At 71.6% G+C, this 15,300-nt stretch carries 12 protein-coding genes; 4 read left to right on the top strand and 8 right to left on the bottom strand.

What is annotated here, in order from left to right; translation table 11 throughout:
* Nucleotides 1-33: 33 nt before the first annotated feature.
* From AHOG_RS04950 to AHOG_RS04960, 3 genes are all read right to left on the bottom strand, one after another.
* Nucleotides 34-945, bottom strand: a complete 912-nt coding sequence (locus AHOG_RS04950) for an alpha/beta fold hydrolase (protein WP_093940287.1) — start codon at nt 943-945, stop codon at nt 34-36.
* A 265-nt stretch (nt 946-1,210) separates the two neighbouring features.
* Nucleotides 1,211-3,133, bottom strand: a complete 1,923-nt coding sequence (locus AHOG_RS04955) for a S9 family peptidase (protein WP_093940288.1) — start codon at nt 3,131-3,133, stop codon at nt 1,211-1,213.
* Between the two features lie 293 nt (nt 3,134-3,426).
* Nucleotides 3,427-3,852 carry a winged helix-turn-helix transcriptional regulator gene (locus AHOG_RS04960; RefSeq protein ID WP_093940289.1) on the bottom strand — a complete coding sequence of 142 codons (426 nt, stop codon included), beginning with the start codon at nt 3,850-3,852 and terminating at the stop codon, nt 3,427-3,429.
* 165 nt (nt 3,853-4,017) lie between these two features.
* Here AHOG_RS04960 and AHOG_RS04965 point away from each other — a divergent pair, with 165 nt between their 5' ends.
* Nucleotides 4,018-4,857: an aldo/keto reductase family oxidoreductase gene (locus AHOG_RS04965; protein WP_157737092.1), complete on the top strand. Its 840-nt coding sequence runs from the start codon at nt 4,018-4,020 to the stop codon at nt 4,855-4,857.
* Nucleotides 4,858-5,227: 370 nt separating this feature from the next.
* Here the strand turns inward: AHOG_RS04965 and AHOG_RS04970 are convergent, their stop codons facing one another.
* Nucleotides 5,228-5,629, bottom strand: coding sequence for a RidA family protein (locus AHOG_RS04970; protein ID WP_093940291.1), 402 nt, complete (start codon nt 5,627-5,629; stop codon nt 5,228-5,230).
* Between the two features lie 80 nt (nt 5,630-5,709).
* Between AHOG_RS04970 and AHOG_RS04975 the strand changes: the two genes are divergently transcribed.
* A complete protein-coding gene (locus AHOG_RS04975; RefSeq protein ID WP_093940292.1) occupies nt 5,710-6,687 on the top strand; it encodes a helix-turn-helix transcriptional regulator in 978 nt (325 codons plus the stop codon).
* A gap of 224 nt (nt 6,688-6,911) precedes the next feature.
* Here the strand turns inward: AHOG_RS04975 and AHOG_RS04980 are convergent, their stop codons facing one another.
* The 3 genes from AHOG_RS04980 to AHOG_RS04990 form a co-directional block, all read right to left on the bottom strand.
* On the bottom strand, nt 6,912-8,345 hold the full coding sequence (locus AHOG_RS04980) for a collagen-binding domain-containing protein (RefSeq protein WP_169725809.1): 1,434 nt from the start codon (nt 8,343-8,345) through the stop codon (nt 6,912-6,914).
* 596 nt (nt 8,346-8,941) lie between these two features.
* Nucleotides 8,942-9,898, bottom strand: a complete 957-nt coding sequence (locus AHOG_RS28300) for an alpha/beta hydrolase (protein WP_157736642.1) — start codon at nt 9,896-9,898, stop codon at nt 8,942-8,944.
* Nucleotides 9,899-10,725: 827 nt separating this feature from the next.
* Nucleotides 10,726-12,252 carry an alpha/beta hydrolase gene (locus tag AHOG_RS04990; protein WP_245856567.1) on the bottom strand — a complete coding sequence of 509 codons (1,527 nt, stop codon included), beginning with the start codon at nt 12,250-12,252 and terminating at the stop codon, nt 10,726-10,728.
* A gap of 294 nt (nt 12,253-12,546) precedes the next feature.
* Here AHOG_RS04990 and AHOG_RS04995 point away from each other — a divergent pair, with 294 nt between their 5' ends.
* Entirely contained in the window at nt 12,547-13,776 is a 1,230-nt protein-coding gene (locus tag AHOG_RS04995; RefSeq protein WP_093940295.1) for a sensor histidine kinase, read from the top strand.
* The gene (locus AHOG_RS05000; protein WP_093940296.1) at nt 13,730-14,407 is read left to right on the top strand and encodes a response regulator transcription factor; all 678 of its coding nucleotides are present in this window, start codon (nt 13,730-13,732) and stop codon (nt 14,405-14,407) included. Before AHOG_RS04995 ends, AHOG_RS05000 begins: the two co-directional genes overlap by 47 nt.
* A gap of 406 nt (nt 14,408-14,813) precedes the next feature.
* Here AHOG_RS05000 and AHOG_RS05005 read toward each other — a convergent pair whose 3' ends face one another.
* On the bottom strand, nt 14,814-15,260 hold the full coding sequence (locus AHOG_RS05005; RefSeq protein ID WP_093940297.1) for an ester cyclase: 447 nt from the start codon (nt 15,258-15,260) through the stop codon (nt 14,814-14,816).
* Nucleotides 15,261-15,300: the final 40 nt, after the last annotated feature.

The raw sequence follows: 15,300 nt of genomic DNA on the forward strand, positions 1-15,300 counted from the left end.
CGCCGAGGTGTCCGGCGCCGCGGCCCTCGCATCTCACGGTGCGTCGGGCAGCGACTCGATCGTGTGGCGGATGACGACGTCCGGGTCCTCGTAGGGAATCTGGTGGGTGGCGTTCTCGGCGACGACGACCCGACCGCCGGGGGCCAGTGCCGCCAGCTGTTCGTGACTTCCCTCGACGTGGGCGCGGTGGGCCGCGGGCATGCCCGCCGGGCGGCGGCCCGCGGCGATGACGGTCGTCGGCACCTGAGGGAGACGGGCGCCGGGCGCTCCGAGAATCCGGGCCGTCTCGGTGAGATGCGAGTCCATGCGGGACAGCGTGTCGGCCAGTTCGCGCACCGCCCGGGGCGTCCGGTGGAAGCGGGTCGACTGCTCGACGATGTCGTCCGTCGCGTCGGGACCGGCGAGGCGGGTGCTCATCCGGGTTCCCGCCGGGGTGTGGAAGAACCCGCGCGCGGAGGCCCAGCCCAGGGCGCGCAGTTGCGCGACGGCGAGGTGCTGCAGCGGGATGCGCAGTGCCCGCGGGGTGGGCGGCGGAGTGATCGGCGTGGGATCCACGAACACCAGACCCGCCACGTCCTCGGGGTGTCGCACGGCGTGCACGGCCGAGACGAGGCTCCCGTAGGACCAGCTCACGATGACGGCCGGGCCGATCTCGACGGTGCGGATCAGTTCATGCAGATCGTCCGCCATGGCCGTGATGGTGCGCCGTGGCGTCCCGGAGGAGCGTCCGACGCCCCGGCGGTCGTAGGTGACGACGGTGGCGACCTCGGCCAGCCGGTCCTCGACGGCCGGGCCCCAGGAGCCGCCGACGCCCTGGCCGCTGCCCGCGGCTTCCAACACCACCGTGGGGCCGCCGCCGCCTCTGATCTGGACGCACAGGGTGGCGCCGTCCAGCTCGATCAGGCGGGGAGCATCGTCAAAGCGTGTCGTCCAGGCATTCGTCATCTCGGAGTACGTCCCTCGTCAAGTGGGTTCGTCATCGAAAGGACGGTCGTCGGCAGCGGTGGTGGACGGCGCTTCGCCGGTGTGTCGGTGTCGCAGGCGCCCGGCCCCTCGGGTTCCCGCGCTCGGCGGTCGACGACCTCCTCGAGAAGTCAATGTAGGTTGACTCGTGCTGGAAGTCAACTCGTGTTGACATCCTCGGCTGATGAGTCCGCCGTCGTCCGCCGAGCGGTCCGGGAAGGCCGTCGGGTGCCCGGACCCGCGTGGATCAGGACGCGGTCGAGGACCGCCCGCCGAGATGCCGGGCCAGGAAGCGCTCCAGGGTGCGGTAGAGCTCGATGTTGCTGTCCGGGTTGACGAACCAGTGACCCTCGGACTCGTTGAGCAGATATTCGACCTCGGCACCGCGAGCGCGCAGCGCGTCGACGACGCGGTCCGAGTGGCGGCGATGGACCCGGACGTCATTGGCGCCGTGGATCAGCAGCATGGGCGCGGTGATGTCGTCGACCCGGTTGACGGGCGAGCGGGCGAGCATGTCGGCCTCCTGACGGGGGTCGTCAGGATCGCCGATGTAACTCAGGAAGTTGGGCGCGACCGCGCGTCGAGCGAACGGGACCACCGACCTGACGAGGTCGACGAGGTCGGACATCCCGGTATAGCTGACCGCGGCGGCGAACCGATCCGGAGTGAACGCGGCTCCGACCAGCGCGGCGTAACCGCCGTAGGAACAGCCGTAGATCGCGACCCGGTCCGGGTCGGCGTAACCCCGCTCCACCGCCCAGTCCAGGGCGTCGATCAGGTCGTCGTGCATGCGCCCGGCGAACTGGCCGATCGCGGCCTGCATATGGGCCTTGCCGTAGCCCGTCGAACCCCGGAAGTTCACTTGCAGCACCGCGTAGCCCCGGTTCGCCAGCAGCTGTACCTCCGGGTCGTAGCACCAGCTGTCGCGGTACCACGGCCCGCCGTGCACCAGCAGCACGGTCGGCAGGCCGCGCGGCTCGACCCCGACCGGCAGGGTGAGGTGGCAGGGCAGCGCCAGACCGTCGCGGGCGGTGACGGTGATCGGCGTGACCGGGGCCAGTGTGGCGGGATCGAGGTGCGGAAACGGACGGAACAGCAGGCGAGCCTGCCCGGTGGCGTGGTCGTAGAACCAGGTGACGCCGGGATCGCGGTCGTGGGTGAAGTCGACCACCCAGCGCTGCGCGGTGCTGTCGCAGGACACGTGCGCCAGGTCGCCGTCGGACAGCTCGGCGAGCCTCGGCAGCACCGCGGCGAAGTGCGGATCCAGCGCGTGGATCTCCTGACGAGCCCCGAGATATCGGGCGCCGAGGAGTTCCCCGGTGCCCGGATGCAGGATGAGCGAGGAGCCGAAGCGCGGATCGGCCTCCGGGCGGGGGGTGTCCAGATCGAAGACGGGATGGTCGTCCACGTCGGTCTGCTCGCCGGAGTCCAGGTCGACCCGCACCAGGCGGGTGCGGTCCGTCCCACGCGGCGAGCCGATCCACAACCCGGTCCCGTCCGGGGTGAGCACGGTCGGGGCCACCCCCATCGGCTGATCGGCGCCGAGGAGACGCGTGATCGGCCGCAGGTCGCCCGCCGCCCATTCCGACAGGACGTGGTCGCCGCCCTCCATGGTGAACGCCAGTAGCCGGTCGGGGGTGCGCAGCCAGGTGAGGACGTCGCCGGGATTCTCCGCGATCAGCGTCAGACCGCCGGTCGTCAGATCCAGCTCGAAGAAGTCGATCAGATCGGGCCTGCGCGCATTGAGCTGCACGAACGCCGTGCCCGGCCGGTCCGGCGGGAGTTGCGTGCCGAGCAGTCGGACGCCCTCGAAGGGCGTCAGATCGACCGCGGGCTCCGCAGGCCGGGCCGGATCGGCGCGATGCAGATGCCAGTTCTCATCGCCGTCGGCGTCCTGATGGAACAGGAGGTGACGGCCGTCGACGGACCAGAAGAAGGTGTCGATGCTGCGCCGAGCGTCGGAGGTGATGCGCCGGACGCCCGTGGCGGCGCCTGGTCCGTCGTCGGGTGCGGTCCAGTCCGAGTCCAGCTCACGAAGGAACACGTTCAGCCGACCACGCCAAGGGGCGAGGTAGGCGACCGTCGTGCCGTCCGGGGACAGCAGGGCCCGGCTTCGGACGGGCGGGCCGAAGAACTCCTCGACGGCGATCAGCTTCGGCGGGGCGGCCATGGCGACTCCTCATGGTCGACGGTGCGGGCGGCCCCCAGTCCAGTCCCTGACGTCGCGTCACACGCAAGCCCCGAGAACCGTGTCCCCGATCACGGACCGCCGCGGAGCGTGGCCGGTGCCCACCGGCGATCCTCGCGAGCCGATGCGGCTCACCCCGCGGTAGGCGCCGGGTCGTTCGACGAGGCCGCCCGCGCCCGCGACGGCGATGACCAGGACAGTCGCTCTGCACGGGAGTGGACTCCGCATGGCGTCGGCGTGGCGGCGCGGACCGCAGGCGGACCCCGCCTCGCCGCTCAGCCGGAGCGGCCGTCGTACTCCGCCCGGTGCGCCAGCACCTCGCCCATGTGCGTCTGCGCCCAGCTCTTGAGCGCGCGCATCGTGTGGTGCAGCGACAGACCGAGGTCGGTCAGCTCGTAGGTGACCGTGACCGGCACGGTCGGCGTCGCGGTGCGAGTGACCAGGCCGTCGCGTTCCAGCGAGCGCAGGGTCTGGGTGAGCATCTTCTGGCTGACGCCCGCCAGCAGACGGGCCAGCTCCGAGTAACGCATCGGCCGAGGCTCCCCGGTGCAGTCCGGGCCGCTGCCCAGCGCGGCGAGGATCAGCGCGACCCACTTGTCGGAGATCCGGTCGAGCAGCCTGCGACTCGGGCAGGCCGCCAGGAAGGCCTCGTACTCGGCCTTGGCCTCAGCCCTCTTCTCGGCCGCCGTCCTCGTCGCCATCGCCCCTGCCTCTCACCAACGGGTGCCTTACGCACTCTGAGGTGCCTGCTTCCCATCGGGATGTTACGCCGCGACACTTCGAGACGGTGCCGCGAAGGCACCCGGCATCTTCGACACGCGAAAGGCAGCGGTGTGAGCACACTCCCCACAGCACTTCCCGGTGGCATGGGAAGCCTGGGCGACCTGACGATCAGCCGATTCGGCTACGGAGCCATGCAGTTGGCGGGCCCCGGGGTCATGGGCCCGCCCGCGGACCACGAGGGCGCCCTCGCCGTCCTCCGGGAGGCGGTCGAACTCGGCATCACCCACATCGACACCGCCGACGCCTACGGACCGCGGATCACCAACCGCCTGATCCGTGAGGCACTGCATCCGTATCCCGATTCGCTGCACCTCGTGACCAAGGTGGGTGCGACGCGAGACGCACAGGGCGGCTGGCCGCAGGCACGCAGGCCCGATGAGCTGCGCCGCGCCGTCCACGACAACCTGGACTCTCTCGGTCTCGACGTGCTCGACGTGGTCAACCTCCGGCTCGGCGATGCACAGGGCCCGCGGCCGGAACCGATCGCGGAGGCCTTCGAGACGCTCGTCGAACTGCGGGAGCAGGGCCTCATCCGGCATCTCGGGGTCAGCAACGCGACGGCGGACCAGGTCGCCGAGGCACAGTCGATCGCGCCCATCGTCTGCGTGCAGAACATGTACAACCTGGCTCAACGCCACGACGACGCGCTGATCGATCGACTCGCCGACGAGGACGTCGCCTTCGTGCCGTTCTTCCCGCTCGGCGGCTTCAGTCCGCTGCAGTCCGCCGCCTTGTCGGCGGTCGCCGCCCGGTTCGGCGTGACACCGATGGCGGTCGCACTGGCCTGGCTGCTGCGACGATCGCCGAACATCCTGTTGATTCCCGGCACCTCGTCGGCGGCACACCTGCGGGAGAACGTCGCGGGGGCGGGACTCGTGCTCTCGGACGAGGACGTCGCCGAGCTGGAGGGGACAGGCCGCTGACGCCCGCGCGGCTCGGCGGGCGGACGGCCTCGGGGCGGGGCCGGGCCGCGTTCGTCGGGTCGTCCGCTTCCACCGGCCCGGTCGGTCTTCGTCGGGCGGGACGTCGCCGAGACGAGCGCAGGCCCCCGCCGCAGGACCTCGGGCGCCGACATCGGCGGTTCGCCGACTGGAGCGCACCGGACCGAAGGAGCACGTCGGGCAGGCGAGCGGCGGCCCGCCTGCCCGGCGTTCATCGGAGCACGTCGGGGTGGAGCGTCATCCCGGCTCGCGGATCGGCTGGTCGACGCCGCCCGGCCCCGCATACTCCGACACCGAGCGGGCCTCGGCTACGCGGCGAGCGTCCGGGGCCGCCGCCGTCGGCGACTCGACGTCAGGTCCGGACGGCGACGGCCTCCACCTCGAACAGCACGTCCGGGGTCGCCAAGGCCGCCACCCCGATGAGGGTCTGCGTGGGAGGCGTCGAACCCCAGATCTCCCCGACGGCCGCGGCGATGGGCCCGAGCCTGCCGACGTCGTGATTCACCACGTACGTCCTGAGCTGGACGACGTCGCCCAGCTCGAGTCCGTGCGCGGCCAGCGCGACGCCGATGTTGTGGAAGGTCTGCCGGACCTGCTCGGCGAAGTCGGCCGAGACGACCTCGCCCGCCGGGGTCGATCCGTACTGACCCGCGATCAGGATCAGTTCCGCCCCGGCGGGGACGACGGCGGTGTGGCTGTAGCCGCGCGCGACCGGGTCGTGCAGACCTGCCGGATTGACGATGGTGAGTGACAACTGGATCTCCTCTCGTGTCGGAGCCCAGTCTTCGTGGAATACGTGACGTCTCCTGTCGTGTATTCCGTTAGGTTCCTCGGATGCGTGCCGACCGGCTGGTCTCCCTGGTGCTGTTGCTGCGTCATCGGGGTCGGCTGTCGGCGGCCACCCTGGCTCGCGAGCTGGAGGTGTCGACTCGCACGGTGCTGCGCGACATCGAGGCGCTGTCCTCGGCAGGCGTCCCCGTCTACGCCGAGCGTGGTCGGCACGGCGGATTCACGCTGTTGGCCGGCTTCCGAACCGAACTGACCGGCCTGAATCACGACGAGGCGTTTGCCCTGGTGGTGGCCGGATCACAGACAGGCGCACAGGCCTTCGGCCTCGGCTCGGCGCTCGCGTCGGCCATGCTGAAGGTGGTCGACGCGCTGCCGGCAGACCATCGGGCCGCCGCGGCGGGGGCGGCCCGACGAGTGCTCGTCGAACCGGCGGCGGATCTGCTCTCGCGCAGAGTGGTCACCGACGAGGTGCCCGACGCGGTCGTGTCCGAGGTCCGACGCGCGGTGTTCGCCGGACGCAGACTGCGCATCCGGTACGCGGCGGTGGACCAGGAACCGCGGTGGCGCACGGTCGACCCGATCGGACTGGTCACGGTCCGCGGCCACGGCTATCTGCTGGCGACGCGGTCGGGCGCGGACCGCACCTACCGGCTGTCCCGGATCCTGCTCGCCGAGGGACTCGACGAGCGAGCACGGCGGCCGGACGGCGTCGACCTGGAACGGACCTGGCGGGAACGCGGCACGCGGTTCCGGTCGGGCGGCGACGTCGTGACCGTCCTCGTCCGGATCGACTCGGCGCGCAGACCGGAACTGGCGCAGACCGTGCTGGACGTCCGTGCCGAGGAGGCCGACCCCGACGGCAGGCTGTGCCTCGAGGTCACCTTCCAGGACACGCGGCACGCCGAATGGGCACTGTGGCGGCTCGGCGCGGCGGCGGAGGTCGTGTCCCCGCAGTGGCTGCGCACGTCGCTGCGGGAGCGTGCCGCCGCGATCGTCGCCCGGTACGAGGCCCGGTCGCCATGAGCCAGGCCTCCGGACCCTCCGGAGGGACGGGTCGGACGACGGGACCTCCGGCCGACGTCGCCCGGCGCGAGGAGGTCGCACCGGGCGACGGATCGTCCAGACGGGCGGGGTCGGGTCCCATCGTGCCCGGCTGTGCGCCGCCGGAGTATCGACGGGACCCGGCCGGGCGGCGAGCGCACCGGTCGGGACAGCGGTCCGGGACGCCGTAGGAAGCGGACGCATGATCAGGGCGTGGCGTGTCCCGTCGTGAGGAGATGCTCGGAACCGGTCTGTTCGAGGCGCCCGCTGTGCACGGCGTGTGGGGGCTCGGGGGCGTGTACGGCGCCGCCACTCGGCTTGGTCGGTTCGCCGGGCTCGGTGGGCTCGCCGGACTCGGTGGGGCCGGTGGGTTCGGTGGGTTCGGTGGGATCGGTGGGATCGGTGGGATCGGTCGGATCCGTGGGCGCCGGGGGTTCGGTGGGGTCGGTCGGGTCGGTCGGGTCTGTGGGCTCGGTTGGGTCCGTGGGCGCCGGGGGTTCGGTGGGGTCGGTCGGGTCGGTCGGGTCTGTGGGCTCGGTGGGGTCCGTGGGTGCCGTGGGGTCGGTGGGGTCGGTGGGGTCCGTAGGGGGAACGTCGCCACAAGGGATCACGTCGTCCTCGAAGTACGCGGGGTGCACCTCGCCGCCGTTGACTCCGACGTCCCCACCACCGTGCTGGAACTCCCGCACCACCACGTTGCCCTCGATGTTGCCCGCGCTGAGGTCGACGAGCCGAGCATTCGGTGCATAGAAGGTGCCCCACACCGTCCGCCCGGTGCTCGCGGGCAGGGTGATGGTCCCGCTGGTGGTGAAGTTCCAGAGCATGTGTCGAGAGATCTCGTTGCCCTGGAAGCCGAGGTTCGGCACGCTGAAGGCGTAGTCGCCCTCCACCAGGACGTTGAAGATCAGCCAGCGGCCTGCCGCAGGGGCCGGGCCGCCGGGCGCCAGGTTGATGTTGTCGAGCACCGTGAGCTGATCGGCGGTCAGATTCAGCACGTTCTGTCCGTCGACCAGTTCGATCGTGGCATTCGGGTCGATGCCGTTCCACGGTCCCGCGCCATTCTGGTCGAGCAGTTCCACCGTCTGCGGACATTCGGCCAGGCCGGTCGCTGTACTGCGATAACCCGCGAACAGGCCGGCGAAGTCGAGCCCGGCGGGGTTTCCGACCGATTCCACCGGCTGATCGGTCTGCACGCTCACCGACGGCAGGCCGCCCATCACGGTGCCTGCCTCTTGAACGAAGGTGATGTCGTCCGCGTCGACCACTTCCGCGCCCGCGAGATCGCCGATCTTGGCGTAACTGTTCTGGAGCACTCGCAGTCGTGCGTACGTCGGAGTGTCGTCGAAGTCGATTCCTCCGCCGACCACGAGCCCCGCCGGTCGATCGTCGCCGGGAGCGACGTAGGTCCCCGGGTCGTTCGCCGCGACGTTGTAGGTCCGGAAGGAGAGGTCGCCGCCCAGGGCCACCGGGCCCTCGGTCTCGTTCTCGTAGAGCTGTGCGTCGCCTTCCACCATGACGTTGAACCGGGGATCGACGAGTTGCCGTGCGGACCCGGAGAGGGCGGCGGGGACCGATGCGGTGCCGGTGTGGTCGACGATCAGCGCCGAGCCGAGCAGTGCGGCGCCGACCAGCGCCGTCATCGCGGCGAGTCGGGGAGCGGGGCCTCGATCGATCCCGGCCCGGGCCGTTCGTCTCGGTGATGGTCGTCTGAAAGCGCTCATGGCGTCGTCTCCCACCCTTCATTCGATTCGGTTTCGCCTTCTCGGGTGATCGACCGTCGAGTATGTCGATCTCCGAGCGGGGCGCACCCGGGAATTGTGCGCATCGATACACGCTGATCGTTTAGGATCGCTGTGTCGTCGGAGTCGGTGGCGATGCCGATCGAGTGCGAATTGAGCGAATTGTCCACTCGGCATCGACGTCAGGCTTCCGCTCTCGCGGTGTTCGGCGACGAAGATCCAGCGATTCGAATATCCGAACTAATCGGTTGGCGAATGCCTCTCGTGTATCGAGTGCTCCCGGACGTGGTGGACGATAACCGTCGGAGCGGATGCCGTCCCCGCGCCACGCCCGGCGAACCGGGTGGATCCCTCGGCCGTGTCAGCCGAGCAGGCCGATTCGAGCGGCGCCGACCCGCGGAACGTCTCGAGTGGAGCGTCTACCGACGGAGGTGCCCAGGTCGACGGCGAGTCGTCCGTCGTCTCGGCGGCGATCGGCGGACCGGGGCCCTGCGCGGTCACAGTGAGCCGATCACCCGGACTCGGTCTCGCATCGCCTGCCGGGCGATCTCGGCGGCCGGGTCGATCCAGTCGAAGCCGTGCACGGCCGAGGGGCGGACGTGCAGTTCGCAGGGCACGCCCGCCCGATACAACGCCTGGGCGTAGGCGACGGCCTCGTCACGCAGGATGTCGAGCTGCCCGACCTCGAGATAGGTGGGCGGCAGCCCCGCGAAGTCCGTCGTCCGTGCCGGGGCGGCTGCCGCGGGCACCGAGTCGGTGCCGCGCGCGGTCCCCAGCAGCGCCGTCCAGGCCGTGCGGTTGCCCGCGTAGGACCAGACGACGTGCTCGGTCAGGGTCGGGTCCGGGATCACGGTGCGGTCGTCGAGCGTCGGGTAGATCAGGATCTGTGCCGCAGGCCGCAGGCCCTGTTCCCGCGCGAGGAGCACCGCGCCCGCGCCGATGCCGCCGCCCGCGCTGTCGCCCATCACGGCGATACGCGCCCTGTCCACGTCCAGCCGCCGCGCGTTCTCGAACAGCCAGCGGACCCCGGCGAAGGCGTCGGCGGCGGGGACGGTGCCCTGATGCTCCGGGGCGAGGCGGTAGCCGACGGACAGGAAGGGGACGCCCGTGTGGTGCACGTAGTGGTTCACCAGGCGCTCGTAGTCGTCGAGCCTGCCCGCGACCATCGAACCGCCGTGCACGTAGACCACCGCCGAACCGCGGGCAGGGGTCTCCATGCGCTCGTGCAGGCGGAGTTCGATCTCGTGTCCGTCCTCGGCTCGTGCCGAGTGGACGGTGACGCGCACGTCGTCGGCGGGCGGAATCCCGCCGAAGGCGGCGGCCAGTCCGGCGTCGAGCGAGGGCCGCAGCGCCAGGGCCTCCTCGTACGATCGCGTGGCGTACGCCGGGCTCTCGCCGGTGCCTGCGTGTCCGTCGGACATCGAGGCGGGCTCGGTGGTGCGGTGGCTGACCATGGCCCCATTCTCGGTGGGGTCTCCGCCGCGATCCCGTCGCCGCGGCGGCCGAGGCTTGAGCGCGCCCGGGTGCGTGCGGCGGGTGCCGGTGACGGGACCGGCGACGCCGACTGCGGCAGCGTGGTGGTGTCCTCGCAGGTACGGCGCCGTCGGACAGACGGTCGCGGCCGCCGATGTCCGCGGCCGCGAGTCCGCCCGCACCCGACGGTGTGAGGCGGCCTGTCCGGCTTGTCGTCCTCTTGAGGCAGTGTTCTCCGCCCCTTCGGCACGCTCGCGGCGGTCGATCACCACTCCGAAGTCCGCGCTTTCGGTGCGCGAGGGCCGCGGTTCCGTGCGTCGCGGGCGGTATCGGCCCCCTCGGCCGCGGCCAGGACGGCGGGCGGCTGTCGGCGGCACCGCTGAACCGGACCCGGAATCGGCGCACCACGACCGGGCCCGGCCGGGCCGTGACGAACGTGGGCGGGCCGCGGCGCGGAGCACGGGGCCGGACCCCGCCGGTCCACCGGCTCGACGAGGCGCCCGTGCCGCGGGGCGTTCGTGCGCGGCCGGCCCGGGGCCCTGCCGACGTCCTGGTCGAGACGGGCACCTCGGCGGCTCTTTTCTCCTGCCGGGGCGGGTGCGGGGCGGCAGTCGTCGGCGCTCCCGTGTCGGCATCGGGCGCCGACGCGAAGGGCCCGCTCCCGGCGGCGGAACCAGCTTCTCGGCCGGTTCTCCCCCACGGCGCCCGGACGCCCACCGGGCGAACACCGAAGCGGGGCAGGGTGACCACGGCCGCCCCGCCCCGTGCATGTCGGCGTCACGACGCCGTCAGGCACCCACGCAGGCACTCACCCGACGGTGCCGTCCGCCGCGCAGGTGATGTTCTTCTCGGGCAGGTCGCCGTGGACCAGGAATCGCGTGGTGACGTTCAGGGCGCAGGGGTTGTCGCCGAGGACGTAGACGCCGTGGCCGCTGCCGTCGACGCTCACCAGGCGGGACCGGTCGCCGAACTTCTCGTCGAGCAGTTCGCCGCCGCGCGACGGGGTCGCCGGGTCCCGCTGGTTCTGCACGATCAGGACGTTCGTCGGCCCGTCGCTCTCGATCTCCACCGGCTCCTCCAGCGGCTCCTGCCAGTACGCGCAGGGCATGATGTTGGCGGCGGCCGCGCCGAACAGCGGGTAGGCCTCACGGTCCTCGGCCACGCCACGCTGGTAGGTCTCGACGTCCTCGGGCCACTCGGCGTCGTTGCAGGTCACCGCCAGGAAGGCCGACCAGGAGTTGTCGAACGGGGCGCTGTCGTCGGCGGCGGCCCGTCGGAAGGCCTCCGGTGCCGGGTCACCCGCCGAGAGCGACTGCCAGGACTGCGCCATCGTCCCGTACGTCGCCTCCCGGTAGAGCGTCGCGAAGGTGGCCAGGCGGAACAGGTGACCGTTGACGCCGTCCACCGGGTTCTCGTCGAGCCGTTCGGCGATGTCGAAGTAGGTCTCGCGCACCTCCTCGGGGGTGCTGCCGAGTTCATAGGAGTCGTGTCGGGCCGCGGCCCAGTTCGCGAAGTCCGGGAACGTCTCCTCCATGCCGAGGCCGTAGCGGCGGATGCCCTCGTAGTCGAGATGGGTGTCGCCGATGTTGCTGTCGAGCACGACTCGGTCGGCGGTGTCCGGGAACATCGAGGCGTAGGCGGCGCCCAACGCGCTGCCGTAGGAATAGCCCAGGAAGCTTGCCTTCTCCTCGCCCAACGCCGCACGGATCGAGTCCAGATCACGCGCCGTGTTCGCCGTCGACAGGTGCCGCAGCCGCCCCTCGTCGTCGTTGGCGGCGCACTGCTCGGCGACGCCCTGGGCGATCCGCGCCTGCTCGGCGACGGCGGCCTCGTCGACCGCGTACGGCGGAACGGCGCCGTAGTACCCCTGATCGGCGGTGATTCCGCAGTTGATCGGCGCGGAGCGGCCGACGCCCCTGGTGTCCATGCCGATCAGGTCGTAGGCGTCCAGGACGCTGTTCGGCATGCCTTGACCGGCGAGGAAGGCGGGCTGCGACAGTCCGGAGCCGCCCGGGCCGCCGGGGTTCAGCAGCAGGATGCCGCGTCGCTGTTCCGGGTTGAAGCTGGGCAGCCGCGAGATCATGATCTCGATCCGCTCGCCGTCGGGGTCGCCGTAGTCCAGCGGCACCGGCACCGTGGCGCACTGTGACAGCGCCTGCGGGTCCTCGACGTCGTCGGGACACGTGCCCCACTCCAGCGTCGCCGCCGGTGTCGCGGCGTCCCGTGCTGTGCCGTCCCCTGCCGCGGCGGCGGGCATGGCCCCGACCAGCGCGCCGGTGAGGCCGAGCACGACCAGCAGGGCCGCGCCCTGGCCGACACTCCGTTTTCGATCCATGTGTTCACGCTCCCGACGAGAACGCGCGGTCGCCCCGGAGCGGATCATCCGGACGACTCCGTGATCACCGCCTGCGATCGGGCGCGGCGGAAGACCCGCCCTGACGTCGCGTTCTCGATCTCGTGTGTGGTCGTCTGAGGTACGTGATCGAGTCTGTCGCGGCGGTGCCGCCCGCACATCGGCCCGACGTCTCGAGTCGTCTTCGACGAACGTCGAGGGGTCGCTGCGACCCTGGTCGAAGCAGGACTCCGACCGGGCGCCCACGTCGACGGACCGTGTCGCGATAATGACCAGGTGAACACGGACGCCGCGCCGAGGCTCGGAGGGTGGCAGCAGGCGTGGCGGCTGACGGCGGCCGCGGCCGTGGGCGTCGTGTTCTGGTTCTCCACCGCCACGCAGCTGCCCGCCGGGTGCACGGCCGACTCCTGTTCCTGGTTCGTCACCGGTGATCCGCTGGTGGCGGTGGCGTGTCTGATCGCGCTGTGGTGGCGGCGCCGGTTCCCGATCGTCGTCGCCGTGCCGGTTCTGATCCTCGCGAGCACCTCCACGCTGGCGACCGGCGCCGCACTGCTGGCGCTCACCTCCGTCGCCACCCGGCGCCGCCCGGTCGAGCTCGGGCTCACGGGCGTGACCTACGTGATCGCCTCGCAGTTCGCACTCGAGTTCTATCCGGTCCAGTCCATCCCCACCCCGCTGTGGCTTCAGCTGGTGCTGCCGGCTCTCGGCGCGGGTATCGCGATCGCGCTCGGCCTGGCGGTCGGTGCCCGCCGTGTCGAAGTACGGTCGCTGCGGGAGCGGGCGGAGAGCGCCGAACGGGAACAGGCCGCCCGCGCGGCTCAGGCGCGGGCCGTGGAGCGGAATCGGATCGCCCGCGAGATGCACGACGGCCTCGCCCACCGGATCTCGCTGGTCTCCATGCAGGCAGGCGCGCTGGGCCGTCGACGGGATCTCTCGGCGGAGGAGAACGACGTGTTGATCCGAGGCATCGCCGACGGCGCCCACCAGGCGTTGGAGGAACTGCGCGACGTCCTGGGCGTGCTTCGCGCAGGCCCCGACGGCCCCGACTCCGCACCCCTCTCCGTCGACCGGATCCCCGAGCTGGTGTCCGATGCCCGCGCTGCCGGACTCGATGTCACCCTCACCGGCACGGTGCCGGGGGCGCCGTCCGACGTGGCAGGCCGGACCGGCTTCCGGGTCGTCCAGGAGGGACTGACCAACGCGGTCAAGCACGCTCCGGGCGCGCACGTGCGGATCGTCGTCGAGAAGAGCGCCGGCGAACTCCTGGTCCGCGTCCGCAACTCGCGGGTGACGACGGAGGCAGCCCCGCCGCCGACCTCGGGATTCGGTCTGCTCGGTCTCGCCGAACGAGTGTCCCTCGCGGGCGGAGCCCTCGATCACCACCCGACGGCGGACGGCGGATATCTCCTCACCGCGCGGCTGCCGTGGTCGGGTCCGGCGTCACGAGAGGAGAACCCCGATGGAGAGCGGCTCGAAGCCGACGCGGGTCGCCATCGTCGACGATGACGGACTGACGCGGATGGCGCTGCGCCTGGTCGTCGACGGCGAGCCGGATCTGACCGTCGTCGGCGAGGCGGCCGACGGCGACGCCGCGCTCGCCATGGTGGCCGAGCAGCGGCCGGATGTGGTCCTGATGGACGTGCGCATGCCCGGTCGGGACGGTCTCGACACGACCCGAGAACTCCTCGGCAGGCCCGTCCCGCCGAAGGTGCTCATGCTGACCACCTTCGACTCCGACGAACTGGTGCTCGGCGCACTGCGCGCGGGAGCACTCGGATTCGTTCTCAAGGACACGCCACCCGCCCGGATCGTCGACGCGGTGCGCACCGTCGCGGCGGGGAATCCGGTGCTCTCCCCGGCGGCCACGGCCAGGGTCATCGCCGCGGCCACCGGCCCGGGCTCCGGCCAGGATCGCGGTGCCTCCCGTGAGGCGGCGCGGAAGCGGCTGGCCGCGCTGACCGAACGGGAGCTGGACACGGCCAGGGCCATCGCGGACGGACTCGGCAATCCGGAGATCGCCGAACGGCTGCACATCAGCGTCGCGACCGTGAAGGCGCACACGGGCAGTCTGTTCGCCAAACTGGCGCTGGCGAACCGGGTGCGGATCGCGCTCCTGGTCCGCGACGCGGAGCTGTGACTCCTCGCCGGATCGGCGCGGTACTCGGGCCCCGCCGCCGAAGGCCGTCGCGGCGATTCGCGTCGAGTGCGGCCGCCTGAGCCGACGCGCCACGACGACCTCCGCCGGGCGGCGCACGGGCGGCGTCTCGATGTCGTCGCAGCTCTCGGCCGCCACCAACGCGAGCCGACGACGGAGGCACCCGTGACAGGGGGCGGGCCTGACCGCCTTGGCGAGTCTCACGGAGCGCGCCCCGGTCCGGGCGGCGACGTCGTGTGCTCGTCTCCGCGGCGGAGGGCGACGAGCCGCAGGCGACGTGCCCGCCGACGCGAAGCTCCGCCTGCGGGCCCGAGCGGCCGCCCGGCCACCGCGATCGCCGAGGAGGTGAGGCCTGCCTCGTCGCCGCGGGGCGTGGCGCTGGTGGGTCTCAGGCGCCCTGCGCGCCCAGTTGGCGCAGGAAGCTCCGGTTGTCGAACCTGACGAACTCTTCGACCAGCCTGCCCTGGTCGTCGAACCGGAAGATGTTGATGAGGTCCATCACCACGCGAGTTCCGGTGGGCTCGAGCCTGCCCACGGGCGACTGGGTGAACGGGCGGACGAATGTTCCCTCGATCCATGTCTGGCAGGCGATCAGATCGCCCTCGGCGAGGACGATCCCTCGGCGGATGCTCCGGTCGTCGAGGGCGGACCGCAGGGACCGGAAGTAGTCCATGAGGCCTGCGTAGTCCGTGTCGAAGCCGTCGGGACCGTCGAATACGAAGTTCTCGATGTCGAAGTACGAGTCGACCTCGGCCGTTCCCTCACCGGAGACCATGATCTCGCCCGCTCGGACGAGGCGCGCGACGAGTTCGCCGCGGGTGTGGCGCTGGGTCATGCCGTTCCCTTCACTCTGGTGTCTCCACCAGCCTGCGAGC

The sequence above is a fragment of the Actinoalloteichus hoggarensis genome, assembly GCF_002234535.1.
In the GTDB taxonomy this organism is placed as follows: Bacteria; Actinomycetota; Actinomycetes; order Mycobacteriales; family Pseudonocardiaceae; genus Actinoalloteichus_A; species Actinoalloteichus_A hoggarensis.

Excerpts from the sequence above, each read along its gene's own strand:
- AHOG_RS04950 (WP_093940287.1), bottom strand. The coding sequence starts at position 945 with ATGACGAATGCCTGGACGACACGCTTTGACGATGCTCCCCGCCTGATC.
- AHOG_RS04955 (WP_093940288.1), bottom strand. The coding sequence starts at position 3,133 with ATGGCCGCCCCGCCGAAGCTGATCGCCGTCGAGGAGTTCTTCGGCCCG.
- AHOG_RS04960 (WP_093940289.1), bottom strand. The coding sequence starts at position 3,852 with ATGGCGACGAGGACGGCGGCCGAGAAGAGGGCTGAGGCCAAGGCCGAG.
- AHOG_RS04965 (WP_157737092.1), top strand. The coding sequence starts at position 4,018 with ATGGGAAGCCTGGGCGACCTGACGATCAGCCGATTCGGCTACGGAGCC.
- AHOG_RS04975 (WP_093940292.1), top strand. The coding sequence starts at position 5,710 with ATGCGTGCCGACCGGCTGGTCTCCCTGGTGCTGTTGCTGCGTCATCGG.
- AHOG_RS04980 (WP_169725809.1), bottom strand. The coding sequence starts at position 8,345 with ATGACGGCGCTGGTCGGCGCCGCACTGCTCGGCTCGGCGCTGATCGTC.
- AHOG_RS28300 (WP_157736642.1), bottom strand. The coding sequence starts at position 9,898 with ATGGTCAGCCACCGCACCACCGAGCCCGCCTCGATGTCCGACGGACAC.
- AHOG_RS04990 (WP_245856567.1), bottom strand. The coding sequence starts at position 12,252 with ATGGATCGAAAACGGAGTGTCGGCCAGGGCGCGGCCCTGCTGGTCGTG.
- AHOG_RS05000 (WP_093940296.1), top strand. The coding sequence starts at position 13,730 with ATGGAGAGCGGCTCGAAGCCGACGCGGGTCGCCATCGTCGACGATGAC.
- AHOG_RS05005 (WP_093940297.1), bottom strand. The coding sequence starts at position 15,260 with ATGACCCAGCGCCACACCCGCGGCGAACTCGTCGCGCGCCTCGTCCGA.